The organism is Bradyrhizobium sp. LTSP849 (assembly GCF_000938255.1).
In the GTDB taxonomy this organism is placed as follows: Bacteria; Pseudomonadota; Alphaproteobacteria; order Rhizobiales; family Xanthobacteraceae; genus Bradyrhizobium.
In genome coordinates, this window is sequence record NZ_JYMR01000033.1 from 1 (window position 1) to 19,063 (window position 19,063).

The following is a 19,063-nucleotide window of genomic DNA, read 5'->3' on the forward strand; positions in this document are numbered from 1 at the left end:
GTAAGCGCTGTTCAGCGGCCACCTACCGGATGATGGGGTGATCTGCGAGTCTGCGGTTCGATTTGGACCGTTAGGCTTAGAATGGACACAGTGCATACTGCTATCACGGAGCCGGTACGGCGGCTTGAGGTCTTCACCGGCGCCGGCCGTCGGCGGAAGTGGAGCGACGAGGACAAGGCGCGGATCGTCGCGGAGATTGTGGCGAGCGGCGACTCGGTCTGTTCGGTAGCCCGACGGCATGGATTGTCACCGCAGCAGTTGTTTGGCTGGCGACGTCAGTTGCGAGAGGCAGCAGGCGGTCATTCCGAAATAGAAGAAGTGCAGTTTGTGCCGGCGGTGGTGGATGTCGCAGTGCCGGCGCCTGCTCTTGGCCGGGAGCGCAAAGTGGCGCGCTGCAAACCCAAACCGGATGTCCGAACTTGCCGTTGCGATGCCGGGATCATCGAGATCGAAGTCGACGGCATCACGATCCGGGCCGGTCGTGGTGCGGACACGGCAATGATTGCGTCGATCGTCCAGGCGCTGAAGGCGAGCCGGTGATCGGTCCGTCGGGTGCGGTCCGGGTGATGGTGGCGACCAAACCGGTGGACTTCCGCAAGGGGATGGAAGGGCTTGCGACCCTGGTGCGCGAGAGCATGGGGGCTGACCCATTCTCGGGAGCTGTCTATGTGTTCCGTGCCAAGCGGGCGGATCGGATCAAGCTGGTGTTCTGGGACGGAACGGGTCTGTGCCTGTTCGCCAAACGGCTTGAGGATGGGATCTTCCGCTGGCCGAAGATCGAGGACGGCGTGATGCGTCTGTCGGCGGCGCAATTGTCGGCGCTGTTGGAAGGGCTCGACTGGCGGCGTGTCCACGAGGTACGGGAGACGCCAGCGCCAACGCAAGCCGGATAGTTGTTGGCAGCGCTGCGGCGAAGTGAATCAGGGGCATCGAGCGCGTCGCCAGATGGCGGCGAATATGCTCTGAATTGCGTGTGAGCGACGCCCTGCCTGACGATCCCGAGACGCTGAAAGCGATGCTGCTTGCCGAGCGGTGCGAGAGCGAACGGCTGCGTCAGATCATCAAGGAATTGCAGCGGCATCGGTTCGGCCGGCGGGCAGAGACCTTGCCTGAAGATCAGATGCTGCTGGGCCTGGAAGATGTCGAGCAGGTCGCAGCGTACAGCGAGACGGCGCAGGACGTCAGCGCACCTGAAAGCCGTGAGGCTCGGGCTCGCAAGCGCCGGATCAACCGTGGCGCCTTGCCAGCGCACTTGCGGCGGATCGAGGTCGTCGTCGATATCGACAATAAGATCTGCTCCTGTTGCCAGGGCGAGTTGCACCGGATCGGCGAGGATAGAAGTGAGCGGCTGGACCTGGTCCCGGCGCAGTTCCGGATCCTCGTCACCCGGCGTCCCAAATACGCCTGCCGGGCTTGCGAGGACGGTGTCATGCAGGCGCCGGCCCCGGCCCGGCTGATCGAGGGTGGTCTGCCGACCGAGGCCACCGTCGCCCAGGTCCTGGTCTCCAAATATGCCGATCACCTGCCACTCTACCGGCAGGCGCAGATTTACGCCCGCCAGGGCATTGAGCTTGATCGTTCGACGCTGGCGGACTGGGTGGGACAGGCAGCCTTCCATCTGCGCCCGTTGCATGAGCGGCTCCTTGGCAAGCTCAGGCAGCGGCCAAAGCTGTTCGCCGACGAGACGACGATGCCGGTGCTCGATCCCGGCCGCGGGCGCACCAAGACCGGTCAGCTCTGGGCCTATGCGGCGGACGACCGGCCATGGGGCGGTGCCGATCCGCCGGGCGTCGCCTATGTCTATGCGCCCGACCGCAAGGCCGACCGACCGATCGCTCATCTGGCAGGCTTCAAGGGGATCCTGCAGGTCGACGGCTATGCCGGCTATGGCAGGCTCGCCGAGCGTGGCAACGTTCAGCTTGCATTCTGCTGGTCGCACATGCGGCGTAACTTCTACGAACTTGCCACCCCCGGTCCTGCGCCTATTGCGAGCGAGGCGCTCAAGCATATCGCCGAGTTCTATGCCATCGAGAAGGACATCCGCGGCCGCAGCGCCGAGGAACGTCGTCTCGTTCGACAACAGAAAAGCCGGCCGCTGGCGGAAGCCTTCGAGCTGTGGCTCCGCGCAAAGCTCGCGTTGATCAGCCAAAAGGGCAAGCTGGCAGACGCCATCCGTTATGCGCTCTCACGCTGGGATGGCCTGACGCGCTTCATCGATGATGGCCGTATCGAGCTCGACAATAACGCCGTCGAGCGCTCGATCCGTCCGATCACGTTGAACCGTAAAAATGCGCTGTTCGCAGGCTCCGACGGCGGTGCCGAGCACTGGGCCACCATCGCCTCCCTGGTCGAAACCTGTAAGCTGAACGACCTCGATCCGCTTGCCTACCTGACCGACGTCCTCACCAGGATCGTCAATGGTCATCCGAATAGCGAGATCGATCAGTTGCTTCCGTGGGCCTATTGCCGTCACGACCTCAGAGCTGTGGCCTGAAAACAGCGCTTACGAACAAGCAGCGACAGAGGTAGCCAATCCCACACAGATTTTATTGTTTTCGTTGATCTTTTCGAACGCTACTTACGTTCGGGACGCAGGGGTCGCAGGTTCGAATCCTGCCACTCCGACCAGAAATCATTAGGTTTTTCCTTCTATCGTTGGTCCTTCCCGAGTCAACCACCGTTTCAACCACCGAAACATACCGGCCTTTTTGGCCGATGGCGGTGGCCGCTCCCTGAAGAAAGTCTGGGTGGTGGTGCCCATAGGTGTCCTGCAGGACCTCAGGAGACATACCCAGGAACCCTGCCGCCTCCCAAATTGGCACGCCACGCTGCATGAGCCATGTCGCAGCGGTATGGCGCAGGGTGTGGGGGGTCGCCTCCCGGGCAGCTCAGCAAGCCCTACGGCGGTCTTAAAACCCTTTTTCACGGAGGCGACCGGCTTGCCGTTGAACTCAACGAAGCACTCTGCGATCAGCTTCAGGTTCCACCAGCGTCGAAGGTGGACGAGCAGCCGAGGCGGTATGGGTGCTGGCGTCTGACGCTTCTTGGTCGCGCGCTTGCCAATGGCCTTGCGATAAAAAATGCCGCGCTCCAGATCCACGTAAGAGCGCCCAGTTATCGCATATGGCGACGCCGAAGCGATCGCGCCTGCGCGAGTGCCCGTGTACAGGCCGATCAGGATAAACCGAGCGATATGACGCAGAGGCCTGCGGTTCGTGGCGACCGGGCCGCCCTTCGACGCTCCTGAGTGTATTGTCTGCTTCTCACGATACCTCCAACAACGCCAAAGCAGCGCTGCGGCCTCTTTGCGAGTCAGCCATCGGTCGCGGGCGTCGCCTTTGGGAGGCAGCGAAACCCGCACCACGCCGCGGTGAAAGCCTTCCTTGGCGTGGTGATTGATCGCAGCGCGCAGTGTCTCAAGGTCGCGGCGGGCACCACCCGGATTGCCACGATGCGTGGTGTATCCCGCACAGGTCTGAGCGTTAACTTGCGCCAGCATCCTGCCACCCCAATACTCGTTTAGACGTTCGATCCTCGGCTCAATCTCGTGTTGCTCTCCTGGCTCGCCTATGTCCGTCAGGTAGATTGAGAGCACATCGGCGCAGTCGATGTCCTCTATGTCGCGTCTATTCCGTTCGGGTTGATACTTGCGCGCGATGTAGTCCGCGAGCGCCTGCTCTGCTTCTCGAGGCGGCTTTGTTCCAGACGCGTTCGCAAGGCATCCTGTGGCGATATGCTGGTCGCCGTCCTTGATGATCCAGACGGCTTGGGCGACGAGCTTGCCGTCTCTGTATCTGGGCTTGCCCCAATCAAAATGCGGCCTGACGTCGGGGCAGCGCCTGCCGCAGGCGGTGCAGACCGGGCGCTGCTCGACGTCCGACAGCCGGACCTCATCAGGCCAGCGGTCCGCGCCCAAGGCAACATGGTGGCCGCAGCAGCAGTAGATCAAGATGCCCCCAACACCCATTTCGCGCATCTCGCCGAAGGTGATCTTCACCGGGCGCCCGTCTGGTAGGGTCGGGCTGATGCGTTTGAACGGGCGAGGCATCTCGCCAAGAATGGCCTGACCAGAGCCGAGTCAAATTGTCGATTCCCAGTAGGTCGGGATGGCGTCGGGCTACCGCAGGTCGTGGGTGTGGAAATCTCGCCTTCAGCACAACTCCTCCCGGCGAGGTGCGCGGCTTGCGAGGTAAGGGTGCGCGAAACCACCAAGGCTGAACGCCAGAAGGCGGCGCAGCGGCGAAGGTCCTTGGAGTTGATGAGGCTGCATCCCGGCAAGTCAGAATCGGAAATAGCGGCTATGATAAAGGCCGGCGAGGCCTCATGAAGTATGGTTCTTTGGAATACCAATATGCCGAGCCAATTGCCCGCGCGCTCGCGGAGCATGAAGGGTTCTCGAAGTGGGTGCTGTCTAAATCGAAGTTCTCAGAAGATGCCGATGCGCGTCTGCTCAAGAACGAGATGATGCTGCAGAGACAGACCCCCACCGCCGAATGGTGGAGATTTCACTTTTTCATGGGCTGCAAAAACCCGTGCTGCAGTGGTGGACGGGAGACGGACATTTTCGCGGTCTTCGAGGCACAGGACAAAAGACGCTTTGCGATGCATTTTGAGGTCAAACAGCCCAAAGACAGGTTCGACCCTGCGCGGATGCAGGAAAAGCGGTATGCGCTGCGGGCGCAATGCTGGGTGGATAAGGCTCCACCGAAGGTCTTAAAGCATCAGGATGCCTCGCTCGGCATTTTCTTCAGCGAGGATCGCCGCGATAGCTTCGAGCCGGTACTGTCCTGTTTCCCGACGCAGATCACTTTCGAGGAGATCGAGAGAGAGTTTCCTCAGGTAGCTGAGTGGAGAAACCAAGGGCGGACTAGCTGAGGCGGGTGTTGGACCGCCTCTAGCCACGAAGCCAGCAAAAGCGAACGGAGCTTGTCTCCATATGTTCTGGTCCTGTCATGGTTCTCTCCTTGATACCGAGAAAACCATACGCACTGACGCACTCGGAGTGTTTTGGAATCTTGTGTCCAATGAAAGTTAGTCTCCTCGCTATCGCGCCAGGTCCGCGAGGAGACGGTTCATCTCCGCCTGGTTTGACGCAGTTTGAAGCCGCTCATCGATACGATCACGCGAGTATTTCGAAAGGGCCCATCCCAGCGGGGCGTCGATCGCGCCTGCGATCGAGAATTGGTAGTAACTGTCACTAGGGGCCAGGCTCTCCCTCAATTGGCGCGCAACGCCAAGGCCGCTAATCGAACGCGCCTGCAATTCGACTTCGAGGGTTCCAGGAGTTAGATTTTCCTTCGGCAACGGATAAAGAAAGCGATGCAGGCCAAGCCGAGTATTGTGGGCGTAGTCGCGCCTATATTCTGCGTCCCAAGCGTGGAAGCCGAACCGCCAAATTGGCGCAAGCAGCTTACGCCTGTCCGATAAAACCTCATTGCATTCCGCGACCCGTTCCGTACGCCCATCGATGGCCGCCGCCGTCTCGCAATTCGCATCGCTGGTCACCTGGATAACGATTACGCGAAGCTTCAGATTGTTCTGAGACGCGACGGCCTTCGCTTTCTTGTAGGCCTCAAGAGCCGTAGCCGCGCCGAAATTGTCGTAGAACCCGCCATCCGCGACACCTTCATAGGCCTTGCAGCCGTTGGTCACGCTGGATGCTGTTTTGACGTTCTTGTCCTGCGGTGTGGCGGTCGGCCGAAACCATCCCCACTCCTCGACAAACGGAAAACGAGCACTGTTGTTTGCCGCCGTGCTCAAGGGCATGTCGATATGCTCGGCAATGTTCAGGTTGCACGAGTTTCTTGTTTCGAGCCATCCATCGGTGTGGAGATTGCTAATCGGTAGGCGATCGCCACCGAACACCGATGTCGTATTCAGAACCAATGATAGTGCAGTCGGCTGATCGCGCCAAAGGGCCCGAAAGGGCGCGCTGAACGGGTTGGAGGTCTCACCTGTCGACGCCTCGAGAGATCGCCATCGCGCTTCCCAAGTTTGCTCAAGAGCGACGCTTCGCGCAGGAAAGACTGGTATGAGAAAATTTAGGACGTCCCGTGTCACCATGGCTCCAATAATTCCAGCCAAGAAGTCCTGTTCATGAAACTTGGCCGCGCAAGCCTCGAGACGCCCAAGTTCCCCCGCAGCAGCACAATGGTTCGGTGAGGTGAGAAGCGCCCGAAAAAGACTAAGGCCGACAGAACCGCCAGACACTCCGCTCGCAAGGAACAGCTTTGTGCGCGCCGAAGGAGCACGATCAACAATCCTGGCCAACACTTTGGAGGTCCAATAGCTTGCCCTGATGCCGCCACCGGCAGCCGCAACAATGATAATTGTTGGCGTTTGCGACTTTTGTTGAGCAACGGATTCAAGCAGAGTCTTACCGAAATCCCGCTGCGGCACGAAGTGTTGAGCTCCCCGGATCATATCATGCGGCGGCCACGAGATGACGCACCCGCTAAGCTCCGAGAGAACCAGTACGCCAACGCAAGGCAAGAAAATCATTCGGAGACGAATGCCAGAGATTCTCACCCACCGGGCCAGCTCAACCACCAACAGGAACCAACCGGATAACCCTAGGGAAAGAATGAGCGCTGAACCGAACCATTCGCCAAACTCCGCAGGAGCAATGCCGATGGCGCTCAGCAGCACGACGCCGGTGATCCCAGCAACAAACCGACGGCGTAACGCCACTGCCACCAGGACCGTCGCCAGACTAAAGGAGACGATCAAAGCCGCGGCGATCACAATGGTGAGTCCGGCAGCCGCAAGCGTGAGAACGTCCTCCGGCAGCAGAAGCGCGAATGCGAAACTTGCCGCTAGTGATGTGACGAACGACAGACCTATTGCAAACTCCAACAGGTCGAATTCACTTTTCGTCAGTCCGAAACGACGTGGCGGCGACGCCTCATCACAGAACAATGCAACGGCACTACCAAAAACGACTGCGTTCAAGACGCCCATTGCAGCGCTGAGACGAATGGCAGCCCACACGTCGCCATCCGTCGACCGCCAAATATCGACGCCCTGGCCCGTAAACACCAGTACGTAAATAAAGAGTGCTGCAAACAACGTCAGAAATGGCAAAGTGATCAGTAGAACACGACGCCGGTGATCCTCGGGTTCTGCTGGCGGATAGTCCAAATTGGTGATTTCCAGTTGCGTAGGAATTTCGTTGAACCGAACGCCAAGGATAGCTTCGAGGCGCCGGCGTGCCCTGTCATCCAAATCGAACTCGCGCTCTGGCGGCGCAGTTGGACCCTTGTTCTTTCGCGCGAGCTGGCTTTGCAGCATCCAAAGAAGCTTCTTGGTTTGCTGTTCATCGAGATAGAATGGCTCCCGGTAGATGTGCCGCGGCTGGCGGACAACGATGGTAGCCCTGCGATCAGCTGCCGCAACCGTTCCCGGGTCCTTCGGCGACCAGAAGGTCAATTCTCGACCATCTGCTCCGAAAAACTTCAGGGTGCCGTCCGCCGATCGCTCAACGAAGGTATCGGTATATTGCCGCCGGCCGCCTCGGCTCGGCATCGAGCCCTTCACCACCGCTCCCCCCATTCCATTCGCGCTTGGGTAGCATAAGTATATCAGTTGCCGCGGTGAGCCAAATCACCGCTGGCGAATGTTGGCTTCTGGGCAGAGGCTAAGTGTTATCGGCCGGATGAATTGGACCGGTCTTGCGGGTCCCGCCCTACTATTAAGTTCAGTACAATTTGTTTGGAACGAAAACTTGCGCTCCGCGTGGAGTCCTGCCCTCCCTCGTGGAGTCCTGAGAGTTGGCGGCAAAGAGAACTCGGGGGAGTTCCAGATGCCCAGATTCTATTTCCACAAGCACTTGAATGGGCAAACGGTGCCGGACCGTCGAGGCCTTTGCTTCGCAACGAAGACGAAGCACGCGCCCACGCCGTTCGCTGCACGCCTTTGACTCTCAGGAAATCGGCCAGCAGAGGGAAGAATGCCTGGGAGGTGTCGGACGGCGAACGCACGATTTATGTTGTGAGAGGAATTGTAAAATCGCGATATTATTTGTCCGTGCGATTGAGGAAAGGTTCATTCGCCCGAATGATGACGCTGGCCCCGGACGAGCGTACAGTTGGCTGCGTGGTCGGTGTTGCAGATAGCGAGTCGGCTGCCTGAAGGCCCCAGCCCCCGCCAGCCCCGGGCTGGGGCCTATCGTTTGACATCCGCAGAGGGGGATTAGGTTGCTTCGCCCGTCGCAATGTCGATAATCGAAATGGCGGGCCGGTTGGGTCCCTAGGGCGTCGAGGTAGTTGAATTCTTCCCTGCCTTGGACACCGCTTCTATTAGAACCGGGCACTTTTCATAGGTCTTAGCATCGCCCGCCTCAGTACCACGAAGCTCCCTGCATTCGCCGCCGTCAAAGAACCACTTGGTGCTACCAATGGCGACGATCACGCTGCATTTGGGGCACTGCACCTGCATAGTTTGCGCCCAGAGTTGGACTATTTCCAGTGGCTGGCATTGCCACAATAAAATAGACCCAGTACCTGATTTTCAGACCAGGCCACTGAGATCGTAAACAGGCTAGTGCCCCGGAAAGGCTGAAGTAGCCTTACAAGTTATAGCGGTGCCGACATGCGGCCGATCGGCGGCCATAAGCTAGCCGGCTCTAAAACATGTGGGCGAGCGCGAGCCAACTTGATACAGCGAGACAAGCAGCAATGCCGACGTAGGGCAACGCCAAGTTCATCGGAAATCTCCCCTCGAAAAGAGGTCACAGAGAATTGGCTGTCCTTCCGATGCCCGCATCTACGGCGAGCCTAAGATCTTTCCGTCTCGCGGGCCGAACCTTTTTGGAGTCTTGTCTATTTCGGACTTCGACCTTGGCCAGCACAACAAGCCGGCGCAGCCGCTGGATTTCCAGCATTATAACTTTCAGCTGTTGGCGTTCCTCAGAAACATGTCGCAGATGCGGGCTGTGGATATCCATTGGCCCCTCACGCAATAAAAACTGAAAAAAGCCGCTCAATGCAAGCAGACTATACGTATTTGCAGATTCCGGAAATAACCGTTTTCACATTTAATGAAGATGAGGCTCCGACCACTTAACATTAGTTATTAGCTGCCGCCCGCCGGGGCGAGAAAGCCTCGCTTGAAGGCCTGCCACGCAACGAGCCGGCGGACCCTGCCCTCAATAAACGGAACTCAATGCACGTTAGGCATGTTTCGGTTCCGGCGAAATTTACTTTGAAACTCTAATCAAGTTGGTGCTAAAATCTGCTACCGGGGCTGGCTGCATATTCTACTTGTTCATTTAACCCGGTTTATTTTGACCAGCGGGGCCGCAGCGAGAGATATTCGCTGCGGCCTTCGCATGCGGCACGTTAGCGCCGCAACGGCTCCGGCAGCCGCGAGGCAGCTCCCATCACCTGCTGTGTCCGTTCGATAACCCCTCAGTGAACGAAACCGTATACCCGGCTCCTGAAGCACTCCGGAAACAGAGCGGGCCTAGCCTCCTCTCGGGGCCGAAGAGGCGAGAGAAGATGATCACGCTTAAAGTAATTGCAGTTGCCCTTGGCGCTGGACTTTTGCTTTCGATGTATTCGGGAGACCTCGGCGCCGACGTCATTCTCACCATCGTCGCTTGCCTTTCATAACGAGAAGGCCCGCCAGCGTGAACGGGTGGGCATTTTGGGAGTGTAATCCCTGGCAGGTGCAAAACCCCCGGCGATTGCGCGTCACCTATTTTCAAGTAATGATTTGGTTTGGCAACGGCGGATTCATCGCAATCTCTGCGACTGTGAAATGGTTCACAGATCGTAAGAGGGGTCTCGCGGGGCCCTCCTCGCGTATTTCTTGCTTCTATTATCGAAGTCCGACATTATTAAAAGGTCGGGATATAAAGTCCTGGCCGAGGGAATGGGGGCGTCGCGGAGCGAAGACACTCCGCTACAGCGACGTTTAGGAATGTTGCCTCGGGGCACCTCACCCCGTGAAGCAAAAAGGAAAGAGATAGTAGCCGTCAAAGGAAGACGATGATGATTGACGAGCAGTTGTCGCGCGCACATCACAACAATATTCAACGCTATCGCCATTTATTGCGAACGAGTTTGATCGAGTTCGAGCGCCAATTTGTCGAAAGGCGCTTGAGCGAAGAGCAATCGAAGCTGGAGATATTGGAGGCCTGCCTCCCTAACGACCATCATCCCAGCAGATCACCCGGCTTAGATGGCCGCTTGGGCTTAACAAGCCGTCGACGACGTTCTGGCTCTCACCTCACGCCCGCTTATGCAAGCTCCAGAACCTGATCAGCAGCAGCGCTACGCTTCCGTTGCCTACTGGTGGGTGCGCATGGACAGGTGACGCCCCTTGCGCTCGCGCTCAGGTTGAGGTTGGATCACGGTTTTAGGAATTAGGATTTAAATGGCCATCAAATTCATTGTGGCAAAAGATCTAAGAGACGAACTCGCGTTGCGAGGCATCCGGTCGTTGGCTTCCCAAGAATCAGAGGAAATCGCGGCTCGTATCTTTGAACGGATTGCCGATCTCGAACTGGACCTTGCAGCGCGTGACTTCACCTCAACGAGCCGCGTCAAAAAACCAAGGTGACGAGCGGAGATGTCCATTTACGATCCCCTACGAACAAAGCTGGACAGCGTGCGAGAGCAAACTGTTCGACTCACATTCTCTGAAATCGAAGCGCTACTCGGAAGGCCACTACCTGCCTCTGCCCACAGATTCAGTGCCTGGTGGGGCAATGAGAGCTCGCGCAACGCTGGCCACACACAGGCCATGGCTTGGCTGAAAGCTGGGTTCAAGGCGAAGGTCTCGCTGAAGCAGCGGGCTGTTGACTTTCATCGAATATGAATCTCGCCATGATGCGTTGCCCAGGAGTCGCGGCTTACCAAGGGCAAGCCAGCTCAGACGCGCAGATTTTCTGCGCTACTCTTGCCGCGCTTCTGATCGACCTGCACCTCGTAAGAGACCTTCTGCCCCTCAGCCAAGCCCGATAGGCTAGCGCGCTCCACCGCGCTGATGTGCACGAAGACATCCTGGCCGCCGTCATCGGGCTGGATGAAACCAAATCCCTTCGTCGCGTTGAACCACTTCACAATACCGGTCGCCACGTCCGCCTCCACCGAGCAAATGACAACAGCCTAAGTCGTTGCACCAAGCCCGGCAAGTAAAACCGGCAGCCTAAGCGTTCGCGCGCTCTCTTTAACTTCTATGCGAATCGGATTCCTATGGGCTGAAGCCATGGGAGGGGGCAATGAAGCTGTTTTTCACCGGGAACGGCACCACGCCCGTGCGGGGCTGCGAGCTCTGCTTACAGCCCATGAGGTTCTTGGGTGAGCATGCCGAATGCCGGCTGTTTAGGTGCGACGATTGCACCCTTGTCGCCACAGAGGAAGTCGATGCTCGGCAATCCCCGGCGGAAGGAGTTTCACCGCCGACATACCGGATGTGACCTGGATTGGTCCGCCCGCAAAAGACCTCTAAGCACCGCGAGGATGGATCGAACAAGGAAACGGCCTCAGCGGCATCGGGGGATATGCTGAGGCCGGATCGATGTCTCCCGCGCGAGCGGGACGCCCAAATAAAACGCTGGCCGCCGTGCCTTGTTCCTAGCCAATCGGCCCCTCGCCTCGGGGTCCGCACCTATCCGAAGCGCGAGGCCGAACGCCTGCCAAGCATCGACCTGACAGCCGCATCATGGTGCACACTGCTTGGTAATCCTGCCATTCCAAAAGCAGCTGGGAAGGGGGGCGTGGGCAAATTCGCGGCCAGTGCCTAGGTTGAAGGCCTGCCAGCACGCGGCCCTGTGGGCCATCTCTCACTGATACTCGGTTGATGCCGTGTTCGCGCTCGTACTGCTTTGTATTGTGGCCGCTGATCCAGAGGTACAGCGCCACAATGACGAAAGCAGCAGAAATAGTTTGAAGCAGCGTCAGGCTTACGGACAGGAGGGCCGATCCCGTCTTTCGCCAATTATAAAAGTACGACCAAACAACACACCCACAGTAAAGAATTGCGGCTGCGACATACAGGGTGGTGTCGGTTACTTTGTGCCCTCGACGTTCTGCTTCCTCAGAGAACGCAAACATGGTCAGGCTGACCAAGGGAGCAAGAATGCCGCCGATGAGGCCAACGTAGATCGACGGGATAAACCAAAACCTGACGCCGATTAGATGAGTTGCTCGGATCGTCGTAAAAATCCAGCAACATACGAAGAGTGGGACAACCACCAGGCTAACGGCGTTAAGCGAGCCAACCATCCCCGATCGGGATTATCCATACCGGCACCCGACTGAATTAATCTTCTGCGACCGACTCACTCAGGTGGGAGCTTTGTCGGAAATATTTGGAACATTCTTAGCTACCCGATCCGCAACGACTCGAGACAAAGCCAGGCCAATGATAAGGACGAGCATAAAACGAGCGACCTGCTGCGCCATAACAAACCCGACATCGACAGTGGTGGATGCCGCAATAATTGCGACCGAGTCTGCCCCGCCCGGGCTGGTGGCAAGTTAGGCTGTCAAAGGATCGATATCGAAAGCTTCGACGAGAGCGAAGGCCAATCCGAAACCAATCGGTCGTTCGCCTCCCATTTTTTAATAACACGCTCCGTCTTTTAAAGAACACGCTCCATCGAAATTTAATCCCGATCATTAATTTCCAATTCGGCGATAAATATCAATTTGGGCGACGGCAGGGAATTGCGGCTGCGCGACATAAATCTCCATGCTCGGGTCAATAAATCGTCTCAAAAAAGGCGCGTGCGAATTCGAAACCACGTTCCTAATGGGGCGGCTAAGAACCAGATCAAAGTTGGACTGAGCCGCGAAGTATCAAATGGTCTGCGCGTAAAATCTAGTTTGCGCGTGCATTGCTCAGGGATGGACAAACATGGCAATTGCTGGATTTCCAGACGCGAATAGCACCGGTCTTCCTCATGGCGTTATCCTGACTGCGTCGGGCGACGTGACTGTCACTCAGCCAGGCACCGTCATCAACGCTCTCGATGTCAAAGGCACGATTTGGGTCATGGCCGATAACGTCACGATTCAAAACAGCCGCATAACGTCTACCGATTGGACAGGCATCTGGATCAAGCAAGGCATCACAGGAACTGTCGTCAAGGATAGCGAGATTCTAAACGTTGGAAGCAGTCAAGATGGCGCGAACGGCATTGTCGGTTCCGGCACATTCCTGCGCAACGATATCCATAACGTGGAGAATGGCATTATTGCCACCGGCTCGAGCCTTATCCAGGACAATTATATCCACGACATGAATGCGCCGAACGTGCGTCTCGGCACGTCATTGGGTGGTCCGCACTACGATGGCATCGAGATCGACGGCGGCGTTTCTGACGTCGTTATTCGGCACAACACCGTCATCAACGAGAACAGCTGGGTCTCGGCCGTGATGATCAATAATGACTTCGGTCCGGTCTCCAACATTCAGGTGGACGGCAACTATCTTGCGGGGGGCGGCTACACCCTTTACTCCGACGGCAGTTTCAGCAGCACCGACAAGATTTCCGGCGTCCAATTCACCAACAACGAACTTGGTGAGGGCAAGTGGGGTTACTATTACTTCAAAGGCAACACGCCCGTCCTGTCAAACAACGACGAGCTCGGCACGGGATGGCAGACGTCTCCGACAACGCCACCCTCAACGCCCACTATCCCGGCAACGCCGACCATCTCATCCTGGTCACCCGATACGGGCAAGACCGGCGACGGCATCACCGACGCCAGCAAGGTCAGCCTGCACGGGACCGCTGTCGCAGGCAGCACCATCAAGGTCTATGACGGCTCGACGCAGATCGGGTCGACGACTGCGACTTCGAGCGGCAGCTGGGACTACATCACCCAGGTCCTGAGTGACGCAAAGCACGCGCTGACGGCGACTGCGACCAACTCGTCGGGCAAGACCAGCGTGGCGTCGGCTGCGGTGACCGTCACCGTCGACACCAAGGCACCGGCTGCACCGACGATCGCGAGCGATACCGTCAACACTGCCCATCAGGTCGTGATGTCGGGGACTGCTGAAGCGAACAGCGCGATCAAGGTGTTCGACGGAACGACGCAGGTCGGCACCGCGACGACCAACTCGAGCGGCGCGTGGAGCGTCACGACGTCCGCCCTGTCGTCCGGTTCGCACGCGCTGACGGCGAAGGCGACCGACGTTGCGGGCAACGTCAGTGCTGCGTCGACGGCCATACATCCGGTCATCGGCTCGGGAACCTCGGGCTCCACCGGTTCGGGCACGGGCACCACTGCGCCTGCCGCGCCGAAGATCGCCTCTTTCTCGACCGACAGCGGTGTCGCCGGTGACCACATCACCAGCGACAAGACACTGACCCTGGCGGGGACTGCCGCTGCCAACAGCACGGTCAAGGTGTTCGACGGCAAGACCCAGCTCGGCGTCGTCACGGCGGACGCCAGCGGAGCATGGCACTACGCGACTGCTGCGCTGGCCGACGGCAAGCACAGCTTCACTGCAACGGACACGGCCTCTGGCGTCACCAGCAAGGCATCGACTGCGCTGGATGTCACGGTGGATACTGCTGCTCCGCATGCTCCGGTTCTGTTGAGCGATCCGACCACGCATAACCGCGCAACGGTGTCCGGAACGGCGGAGGCGGGGAGCTCGATCAAGCTTTATGAGGGCACGACCCTGCTTGGCACGGCGACCGTCGCAAGTGACGGCGACTGGAGCGTGACGACCTCGAATCTCAAGCACGGGTCCCACACCTTCACTGCGACAGCCACCGACGCTGCCGGCAACACCAGCATCTTGTCGCAGCCGATCGACCCCCCGATCGGCTCGCACGGCGCCAACGGCACCTCGACGGTGGAAGTCACCAATGTGCGTCAGCATTGGGATCACACCGCAACGATCAAGGGCACTGCCGATCCCAACAGCCAGATCAAGCTGTCGGACAGTACGACCTCGGTCGGTTCGGTTACGACGGGTGCCGACGGCAAGTGGAGCTTCCAGACCTCCGACCTGTCGGGCAAGTCCCACGCCTTTGCCGCGGAGCAGGTCGACACCACGGGCCACGTGGTCGGGACCAGCTCGGGCGAGGCGATCATCGGCACGGGCCGCAGCAATACGCTGACCAGCACCTCGGGCAACGACGTCATGGTCGGCAAGGCGGGTGCTGATACCTTCGTGTTCGCGTCGAACTTCGGCCAGGACGTCATCAAGGACTTCGCTGCCCGCGGACCGGCTCACGACACGGTTCAGTTCAGCAAGGGCGTGTTCGACACCTTTGCGAGCGTTCTCTCCCACGCGGCCCAGTCAGGCGGCGACGTTGTCATCGCGACGGGGAGCGACGCCCTCACGCTGAAGAACACGCAGCTCGACAAGCTGAACAGCCACGACTTCCACTTCGCGTAAGGGACGAGCTGCTCAGCGAGCGCCAAAAGCCAGCTAGCCGGCGGTGGTGTTGCTGCCGGCAAGCGGCGCCGTGGCGACGCCGCAGCAATAGCTCGGTTCGACTTGGCTGACTGTTCCGGGTCCCGCGGGCGAGAGTTACGAAGGCGAGGCCGCGGCAGCGGGAATACAAAGCAAGGTGTTCGATTGGCGCGCCTCGCGGTGGAGCTGGGCAAGGACGACGCTGTCGCGCTCACGAGGGGCGAACAATGCGCTCGGTCGCGTTGACTGGAACGTCGTCCGTTCCCACAGATTACGGTGACAGTGCAAAAACGAAATCGCAGTGTAATTGTCACAGCTGGGCGGCAGCCGCTACGAGCATTGCTTGAGGCCAAAGTTAGTTCGCCGATTGTGTTCGCCATTCTGAGCGATCCGATCAGCGATGGATTTGTACAAAGTCTGGCGCGGCCTGGCGGAAATGTCACCAGCCCTTCCAAAGCGATTACAAATCTTGAAGGAGGGTGTGCCAAGTATCACAAAAGTCATGCTGTTACATGACCCGACCATGGGCTCGACCATTGGCTTGGAACAAGCGAAATCGAGCGCGAGCGGGCTAGGGCTCGAAATATTGGTTGATAAGGTAACCGATGTTGACAAGCTTGCTGATATATTCGCCGAGGCTTTGCAGCAAAACGTGAATGGCGTCGCAGGATTAGCGTCACCGTTTATCAACTTCAACCGCAAGCGGTTAATCGACCTATGGTCCCAATATCGGTTGCCTTCGATTTGGGAAGCAGTAGCCTACACCCGCGATGGCGGTCTAATATCCTATGGTCCCAGTTTTCCTAAAATGTACCGCCGATCTGCCGGATACGTTGCTAAAATCCTCAAAGGAGCTAAGCCAAGAGACCTCCCGGTAGAGCAGCCAACCCGATTTGAACTTGCAGTCAACTTAAAGACAGCAAAGATCCTTGTGCTCGCCATGCCGCCAACGCTGCTGGGCCGCGCCGACGAGGTAATAGGGTAACCGACTTCTGCTTCTGATCCTGGCTGTGTGAAAACGCCGTGCCCTTTATAATTCTCTCGTGATTCTGCGGGAGGAATCGATGAGGCGCTTCGTTGAAGAGGCGGATCGTGGGCAATGGACGCAGTTGCCCGTATGCCTCGATGATTTCATTGACGAGAGCAATCCGGTTCGGGTGATCGATGTGTTCGTCGATACGCTTGATTTGGCCGAGATGAGTTTCGATGGAATTGAGCCTGCGGCGACTGGTCGGCCATCGTACCATCCCTCGGTACTCCTTAAGCTTTACATCTACGGCTAGCCCCCCGAGCCAACTGGAAAGGCTTCCTTCGCCTGTCACTAGTCACCTGCCCGGTGGCGCTTTACCCGGCGACGTCCGAGTCCGAGACGATCAGCTTCAATCAGGGGACGGCTACGGCGCCGAACTACCCTAAGAAGCGTATCTTTGCTCACCGGCAGCATTAGCCGCTTTGTAAAGCCTGCTGCCGGTCGACCGCCAAGCGCTAGACCGGGGTGATGGACGATGGAGTCCAGCCTTGCCGTCCGTCGCGCCGATGGCGCTACTACCCCTTCGGCGAAGCGCTCGGTGAAGATTTGGCGCCCGCATCGGACGGCATCGCAGCGGAAGCGGCGGGCGATTACCAGGAGCTGGACGATCCGCCCCGAGAGCGGCAGATCGGTCACGCGTCGCCGATACCGGCTATGGACACGTCGGGAAACCGTTCCGCACGATGGACACAGACCAACGCTTCCCGACGCCCGGACCGCAATAACGACCTTATCACCTTCGAAGTACGCACTCTACAACAAACCCACTCGGCATCAGATTGGAGCGCTGGAGTGCCTGCTGCATGGCGCTGATTCTCCTCTAATCAAAGCGCCAGAGATCCTCCAAACTGCATAAAAAGTGAGTCAGAGCCCCCTTTGGATGCCGATCGGGGGTCCCAGTCCAACGCCGATTGACAGCGTGGCATCTGCCCCGGCCGGGCAGCCGGGCAGGGCGCGTCCGCGCCGACACAAGGGCAGGCGCGCGGACCGTCCCATGCGCGATCCACGTCGTGGAAGTAACTCTCGCCGGAGAGACGGCCCCGGTTGGGGGTTATGGGGCAGGTGGACCGGGGCCGCTCCGCCGGCATCGGAGGCGATGGCCGGCAGACCTTAACCTTCGACGAAGTTCCACGTTCCTCGATCGGCAGAACCGCTGCATAATTTCCTGATTGAGCTAGTCAATTTTTCAATGAGGTTTTGCCATGGCGAAGGGCATTGAAGATCTTCAGATGCTGCGGTTGATCAGGGCGTTCCAGAAGCTGATCGACCCGGAAACGCGGCGCATGGTGCTCTTGTACGTTGAGGAGCAAGTTCACAAGCAGCGAACCAGTGCCGTGGATACGCCGGCTTCCGAGTGCACCGGCAAGTCACCGCCCGGCGTCGGCCGCGGCACAACTTCAGATTCGTAGCGGTCTGACGGTAGACGTGCGAAGCTAAGGCATATTTCGCGTCTCGGAGGGGAAACCCGATGCGCCTTGCATTGCCTTATCTAGGAGTTGGTCTCTGCGCGTCGCTGGCGGCGTGGATGTCGGTGATGTTGTTTTATTGAACTCAGTCAGCGCGAATTCATCGAGCTGACACCGCCTTAACGACCTAGAGCGGATCATTGATTAATTGAATCGAAAGGGATTCCGTCGGGCGGCGGTTTGTGATTCAAGATGCTGGCTGGATCGGAGGCCAGCATCGGATGGTCCGACCTCTTTCGAATGATCTTCGTGAACGAGCCGTGAAGGCGGTGGAATCCGGCGAGAGTTGCCATGCCGTGGCGGCCCGGTTCGATGTTGCGGTGTCGTCGGTCGTGAAGTGGAGGCAGCGCTATCGCGCAACAGGTTCGGTCGCGCCGGGCAAGATGGGGGGACACCGCAAGCCAGTTCTGGCGCCGCATCGAGCATTCATCGTGGAGCGGATCAGTCAGATGCCACATTTAACGCTGCACGGGCTGAAGGACGAACTTGCCGCGCGAGGCGTAAAAGTCTCGCACCACGCGGTGTGGACCTTTCTGCGACGCGAAGGTCTCAGCTTCAAAAAAAACTCTGTTCGCCCTTGAACAAGGCCGCGCCGATGTCGTGTGGCGGCGGCAGCGCTGGCGCAGCTTGCAGGATCGCCTCGATCCAAACCGCCTGGTGTTCATCGACGAGACCTGGATCAAGACCAACATGGCACCGCTACGCGGCTGGGGAGCCAAGGGCGAGCGGCTGCGCGGCTTTGCGCCGCACGGTCACTGGCGAACCCTGACCTTCCTCGGTGCCCTACGCTGTGACCAGCTCACTGCGCCTTGCGTGTTCGACGGACCGATCAACGGCGAAAGCTTCCGCGCCTATGTCGAACAGCAACTCGTCAAAGTGCTCAAACCGGGCGACATCGTCATCATGGATAATCTCGGTAGCCACAAGTCGCCGACAGTCCGTCAGATGATCCGCAAAGCCGGCGCTAGGCTGTGGTACCTGCCGCCGTACTCACCCGACCTGAACCCGATCGAGCAGGTCTTTGCCAAAATCAAACATTGGATGCGCATCGCACAGAAACGCACGATCGACGACGCCTGCGACCACATCGGTCACCTCGTCAGAGGCGTTATGCCAGCCGAATGCACCAACTACTTTGCTAATGCCGGATACGCTTCTATCAAAAAATGAAACGCTCTAG

The 19,063-nt window shown here is 58.6% G+C and carries 12 protein-coding genes and 4 pseudogenes; 11 read left to right on the plus strand and 5 right to left on the minus strand.

Translation table 11 applies throughout. The features are described from left to right. Positions 1-81: 81 nt before the first annotated feature. From tnpA to tnpC, 3 genes are all read left to right on the plus strand, one after another. Entirely contained in the window at positions 82-540 is a 459-nt protein-coding gene (tnpA, locus tag UB31_RS21145; RefSeq protein WP_045005335.1) for an IS66-like element accessory protein TnpA, read from the plus strand. Next, positions 537-893, plus strand: coding sequence for an IS66 family insertion sequence element accessory protein TnpB (tnpB, locus tag UB31_RS21150; RefSeq protein ID WP_045004130.1), 357 nt, complete (start codon positions 537-539; stop codon positions 891-893). The genes tnpA and tnpB overlap by 4 nt, the downstream gene beginning before the upstream one ends. 122 nt (positions 894-1,015) lie before the next feature. Further along, entirely contained in the window at positions 1,016-2,494 is a 1,479-nt protein-coding gene (gene tnpC, locus UB31_RS21155; RefSeq protein ID WP_045010987.1) for an IS66 family transposase, read from the plus strand. Between the two features lie 141 nt (positions 2,495-2,635). Here the strand turns inward: tnpC and UB31_RS21160 are convergent, their stop codons facing one another. After that, positions 2,636-3,997: a site-specific integrase gene (locus tag UB31_RS21160; protein ID WP_349509937.1), complete on the minus strand. Its 1,362-nt coding sequence runs from the start codon at positions 3,995-3,997 to the stop codon at positions 2,636-2,638. Between the two features lie 326 nt (positions 3,998-4,323). On the opposite strand from UB31_RS21160, the gene UB31_RS39935 reads away from it, so the two are divergent. Next, positions 4,324-4,875, plus strand: a complete 552-nt coding sequence (locus UB31_RS39935) for a hypothetical protein (protein ID WP_050044809.1) — start codon at positions 4,324-4,326, stop codon at positions 4,873-4,875. A gap of 168 nt (positions 4,876-5,043) precedes the next feature. Here the strand turns inward: UB31_RS39935 and UB31_RS21170 are convergent, their stop codons facing one another. Next, complete coding sequence (locus UB31_RS21170) at positions 5,044-7,536, minus strand: hypothetical protein (RefSeq protein WP_156175477.1); 2,493 nt, start codon at positions 7,534-7,536, stop codon at positions 5,044-5,046. A 2,841-nt stretch (positions 7,537-10,377) separates the two neighbouring features. On the opposite strand from UB31_RS21170, the gene UB31_RS21175 reads away from it, so the two are divergent. Together UB31_RS21175 and UB31_RS43030 are read left to right on the plus strand one after the other, a co-directional pair. After that, positions 10,378-10,563 carry a hypothetical protein gene (locus UB31_RS21175; protein WP_045005101.1) on the plus strand — a complete coding sequence of 62 codons (186 nt, stop codon included), beginning with the start codon at positions 10,378-10,380 and terminating at the stop codon, positions 10,561-10,563. A gap of 9 nt (positions 10,564-10,572) precedes the next feature. Next, positions 10,573-10,821 (plus strand): DUF7662 domain-containing protein, encoded by a 249-nt coding sequence (locus UB31_RS43030; RefSeq protein ID WP_502691265.1) that lies wholly within the window; start codon positions 10,573-10,575, stop codon positions 10,819-10,821. 53 nt (positions 10,822-10,874) lie between these two features. Here UB31_RS43030 and UB31_RS21180 read toward each other — a convergent pair whose 3' ends face one another. Both UB31_RS21180 and UB31_RS40550 read right to left on the minus strand, forming a co-directional pair. After that, positions 10,875-11,081 carry a cold-shock protein gene (locus UB31_RS21180; protein ID WP_045005300.1) on the minus strand — a complete coding sequence of 69 codons (207 nt, stop codon included), beginning with the start codon at positions 11,079-11,081 and terminating at the stop codon, positions 10,875-10,877. A 1,209-nt stretch (positions 11,082-12,290) separates the two neighbouring features. Beyond that, positions 12,291-12,536: pseudogene (locus tag UB31_RS40550) on the minus strand (AbrB family transcriptional regulator); the annotation flags it as partial. Positions 12,537-13,188: 652 nt separating this feature from the next. On the opposite strand from UB31_RS40550, the gene UB31_RS21190 reads away from it, so the two are divergent. The 3 genes and pseudogenes from UB31_RS21190 to UB31_RS21200 all read left to right on the plus strand — a co-directional run. Next, positions 13,189-15,369 (plus strand): Ig-like domain-containing protein, encoded by a 2,181-nt coding sequence (locus UB31_RS21190; RefSeq protein WP_197087343.1) that lies wholly within the window; start codon positions 13,189-13,191, stop codon positions 15,367-15,369. Between the two features lie 300 nt (positions 15,370-15,669). After that, positions 15,670-16,372, plus strand: a pseudogene (locus UB31_RS21195) (ABC transporter substrate-binding protein). Positions 16,373-16,451: 79 nt separating this feature from the next. After that, positions 16,452-16,667: pseudogene (locus UB31_RS21200) on the plus strand (transposase); the annotation flags it as partial. Positions 16,668-16,774: 107 nt separating this feature from the next. On the opposite strand, the pseudogene UB31_RS43035 reads toward UB31_RS21200, so the two are convergent. Next, positions 16,775-17,222, minus strand: a pseudogene (locus tag UB31_RS43035) (transposase family protein); the annotation flags it as partial. A gap of 397 nt (positions 17,223-17,619) precedes the next feature. Between UB31_RS43035 and UB31_RS21205 the strand changes: the two are divergent. Then, positions 17,620-17,826, plus strand: a complete 207-nt coding sequence (locus UB31_RS21205; protein WP_045005816.1) for a hypothetical protein — start codon at positions 17,620-17,622, stop codon at positions 17,824-17,826. Positions 17,827-18,104: 278 nt separating this feature from the next. Continuing rightward, positions 18,105-19,053 (plus strand): IS630 family transposase gene (locus UB31_RS40560; protein WP_156163132.1). Its coding sequence is split into 2 segments (ribosomal slippage): positions 18,105-18,440 and positions 18,442-19,053, totalling 948 coding nucleotides; the frame shifts between segments, so codons are not numbered across the junction. Positions 19,054-19,063: the final 10 nt, after the last annotated feature.

Excerpts from the sequence above, each read along its gene's own strand:
- UB31_RS21175 (WP_045005101.1), top strand. The coding sequence starts at position 10,378 with ATGGCCATCAAATTCATTGTGGCAAAAGATCTAAGAGACGAACTCGCG.
- UB31_RS21205 (WP_045005816.1), top strand. The coding sequence starts at position 17,620 with ATGGCGAAGGGCATTGAAGATCTTCAGATGCTGCGGTTGATCAGGGCG.
- tnpA (WP_045005335.1), top strand. The coding sequence starts at position 82 with ATGGACACAGTGCATACTGCTATCACGGAGCCGGTACGGCGGCTTGAG.
- tnpC (WP_045010987.1), top strand. The coding sequence starts at position 1,016 with ATGCTGCTTGCCGAGCGGTGCGAGAGCGAACGGCTGCGTCAGATCATC.
- UB31_RS43030 (WP_502691265.1), top strand. The coding sequence starts at position 10,573 with ATGTCCATTTACGATCCCCTACGAACAAAGCTGGACAGCGTGCGAGAG.
- UB31_RS39935 (WP_050044809.1), top strand. The coding sequence starts at position 4,324 with ATGAAGTATGGTTCTTTGGAATACCAATATGCCGAGCCAATTGCCCGC.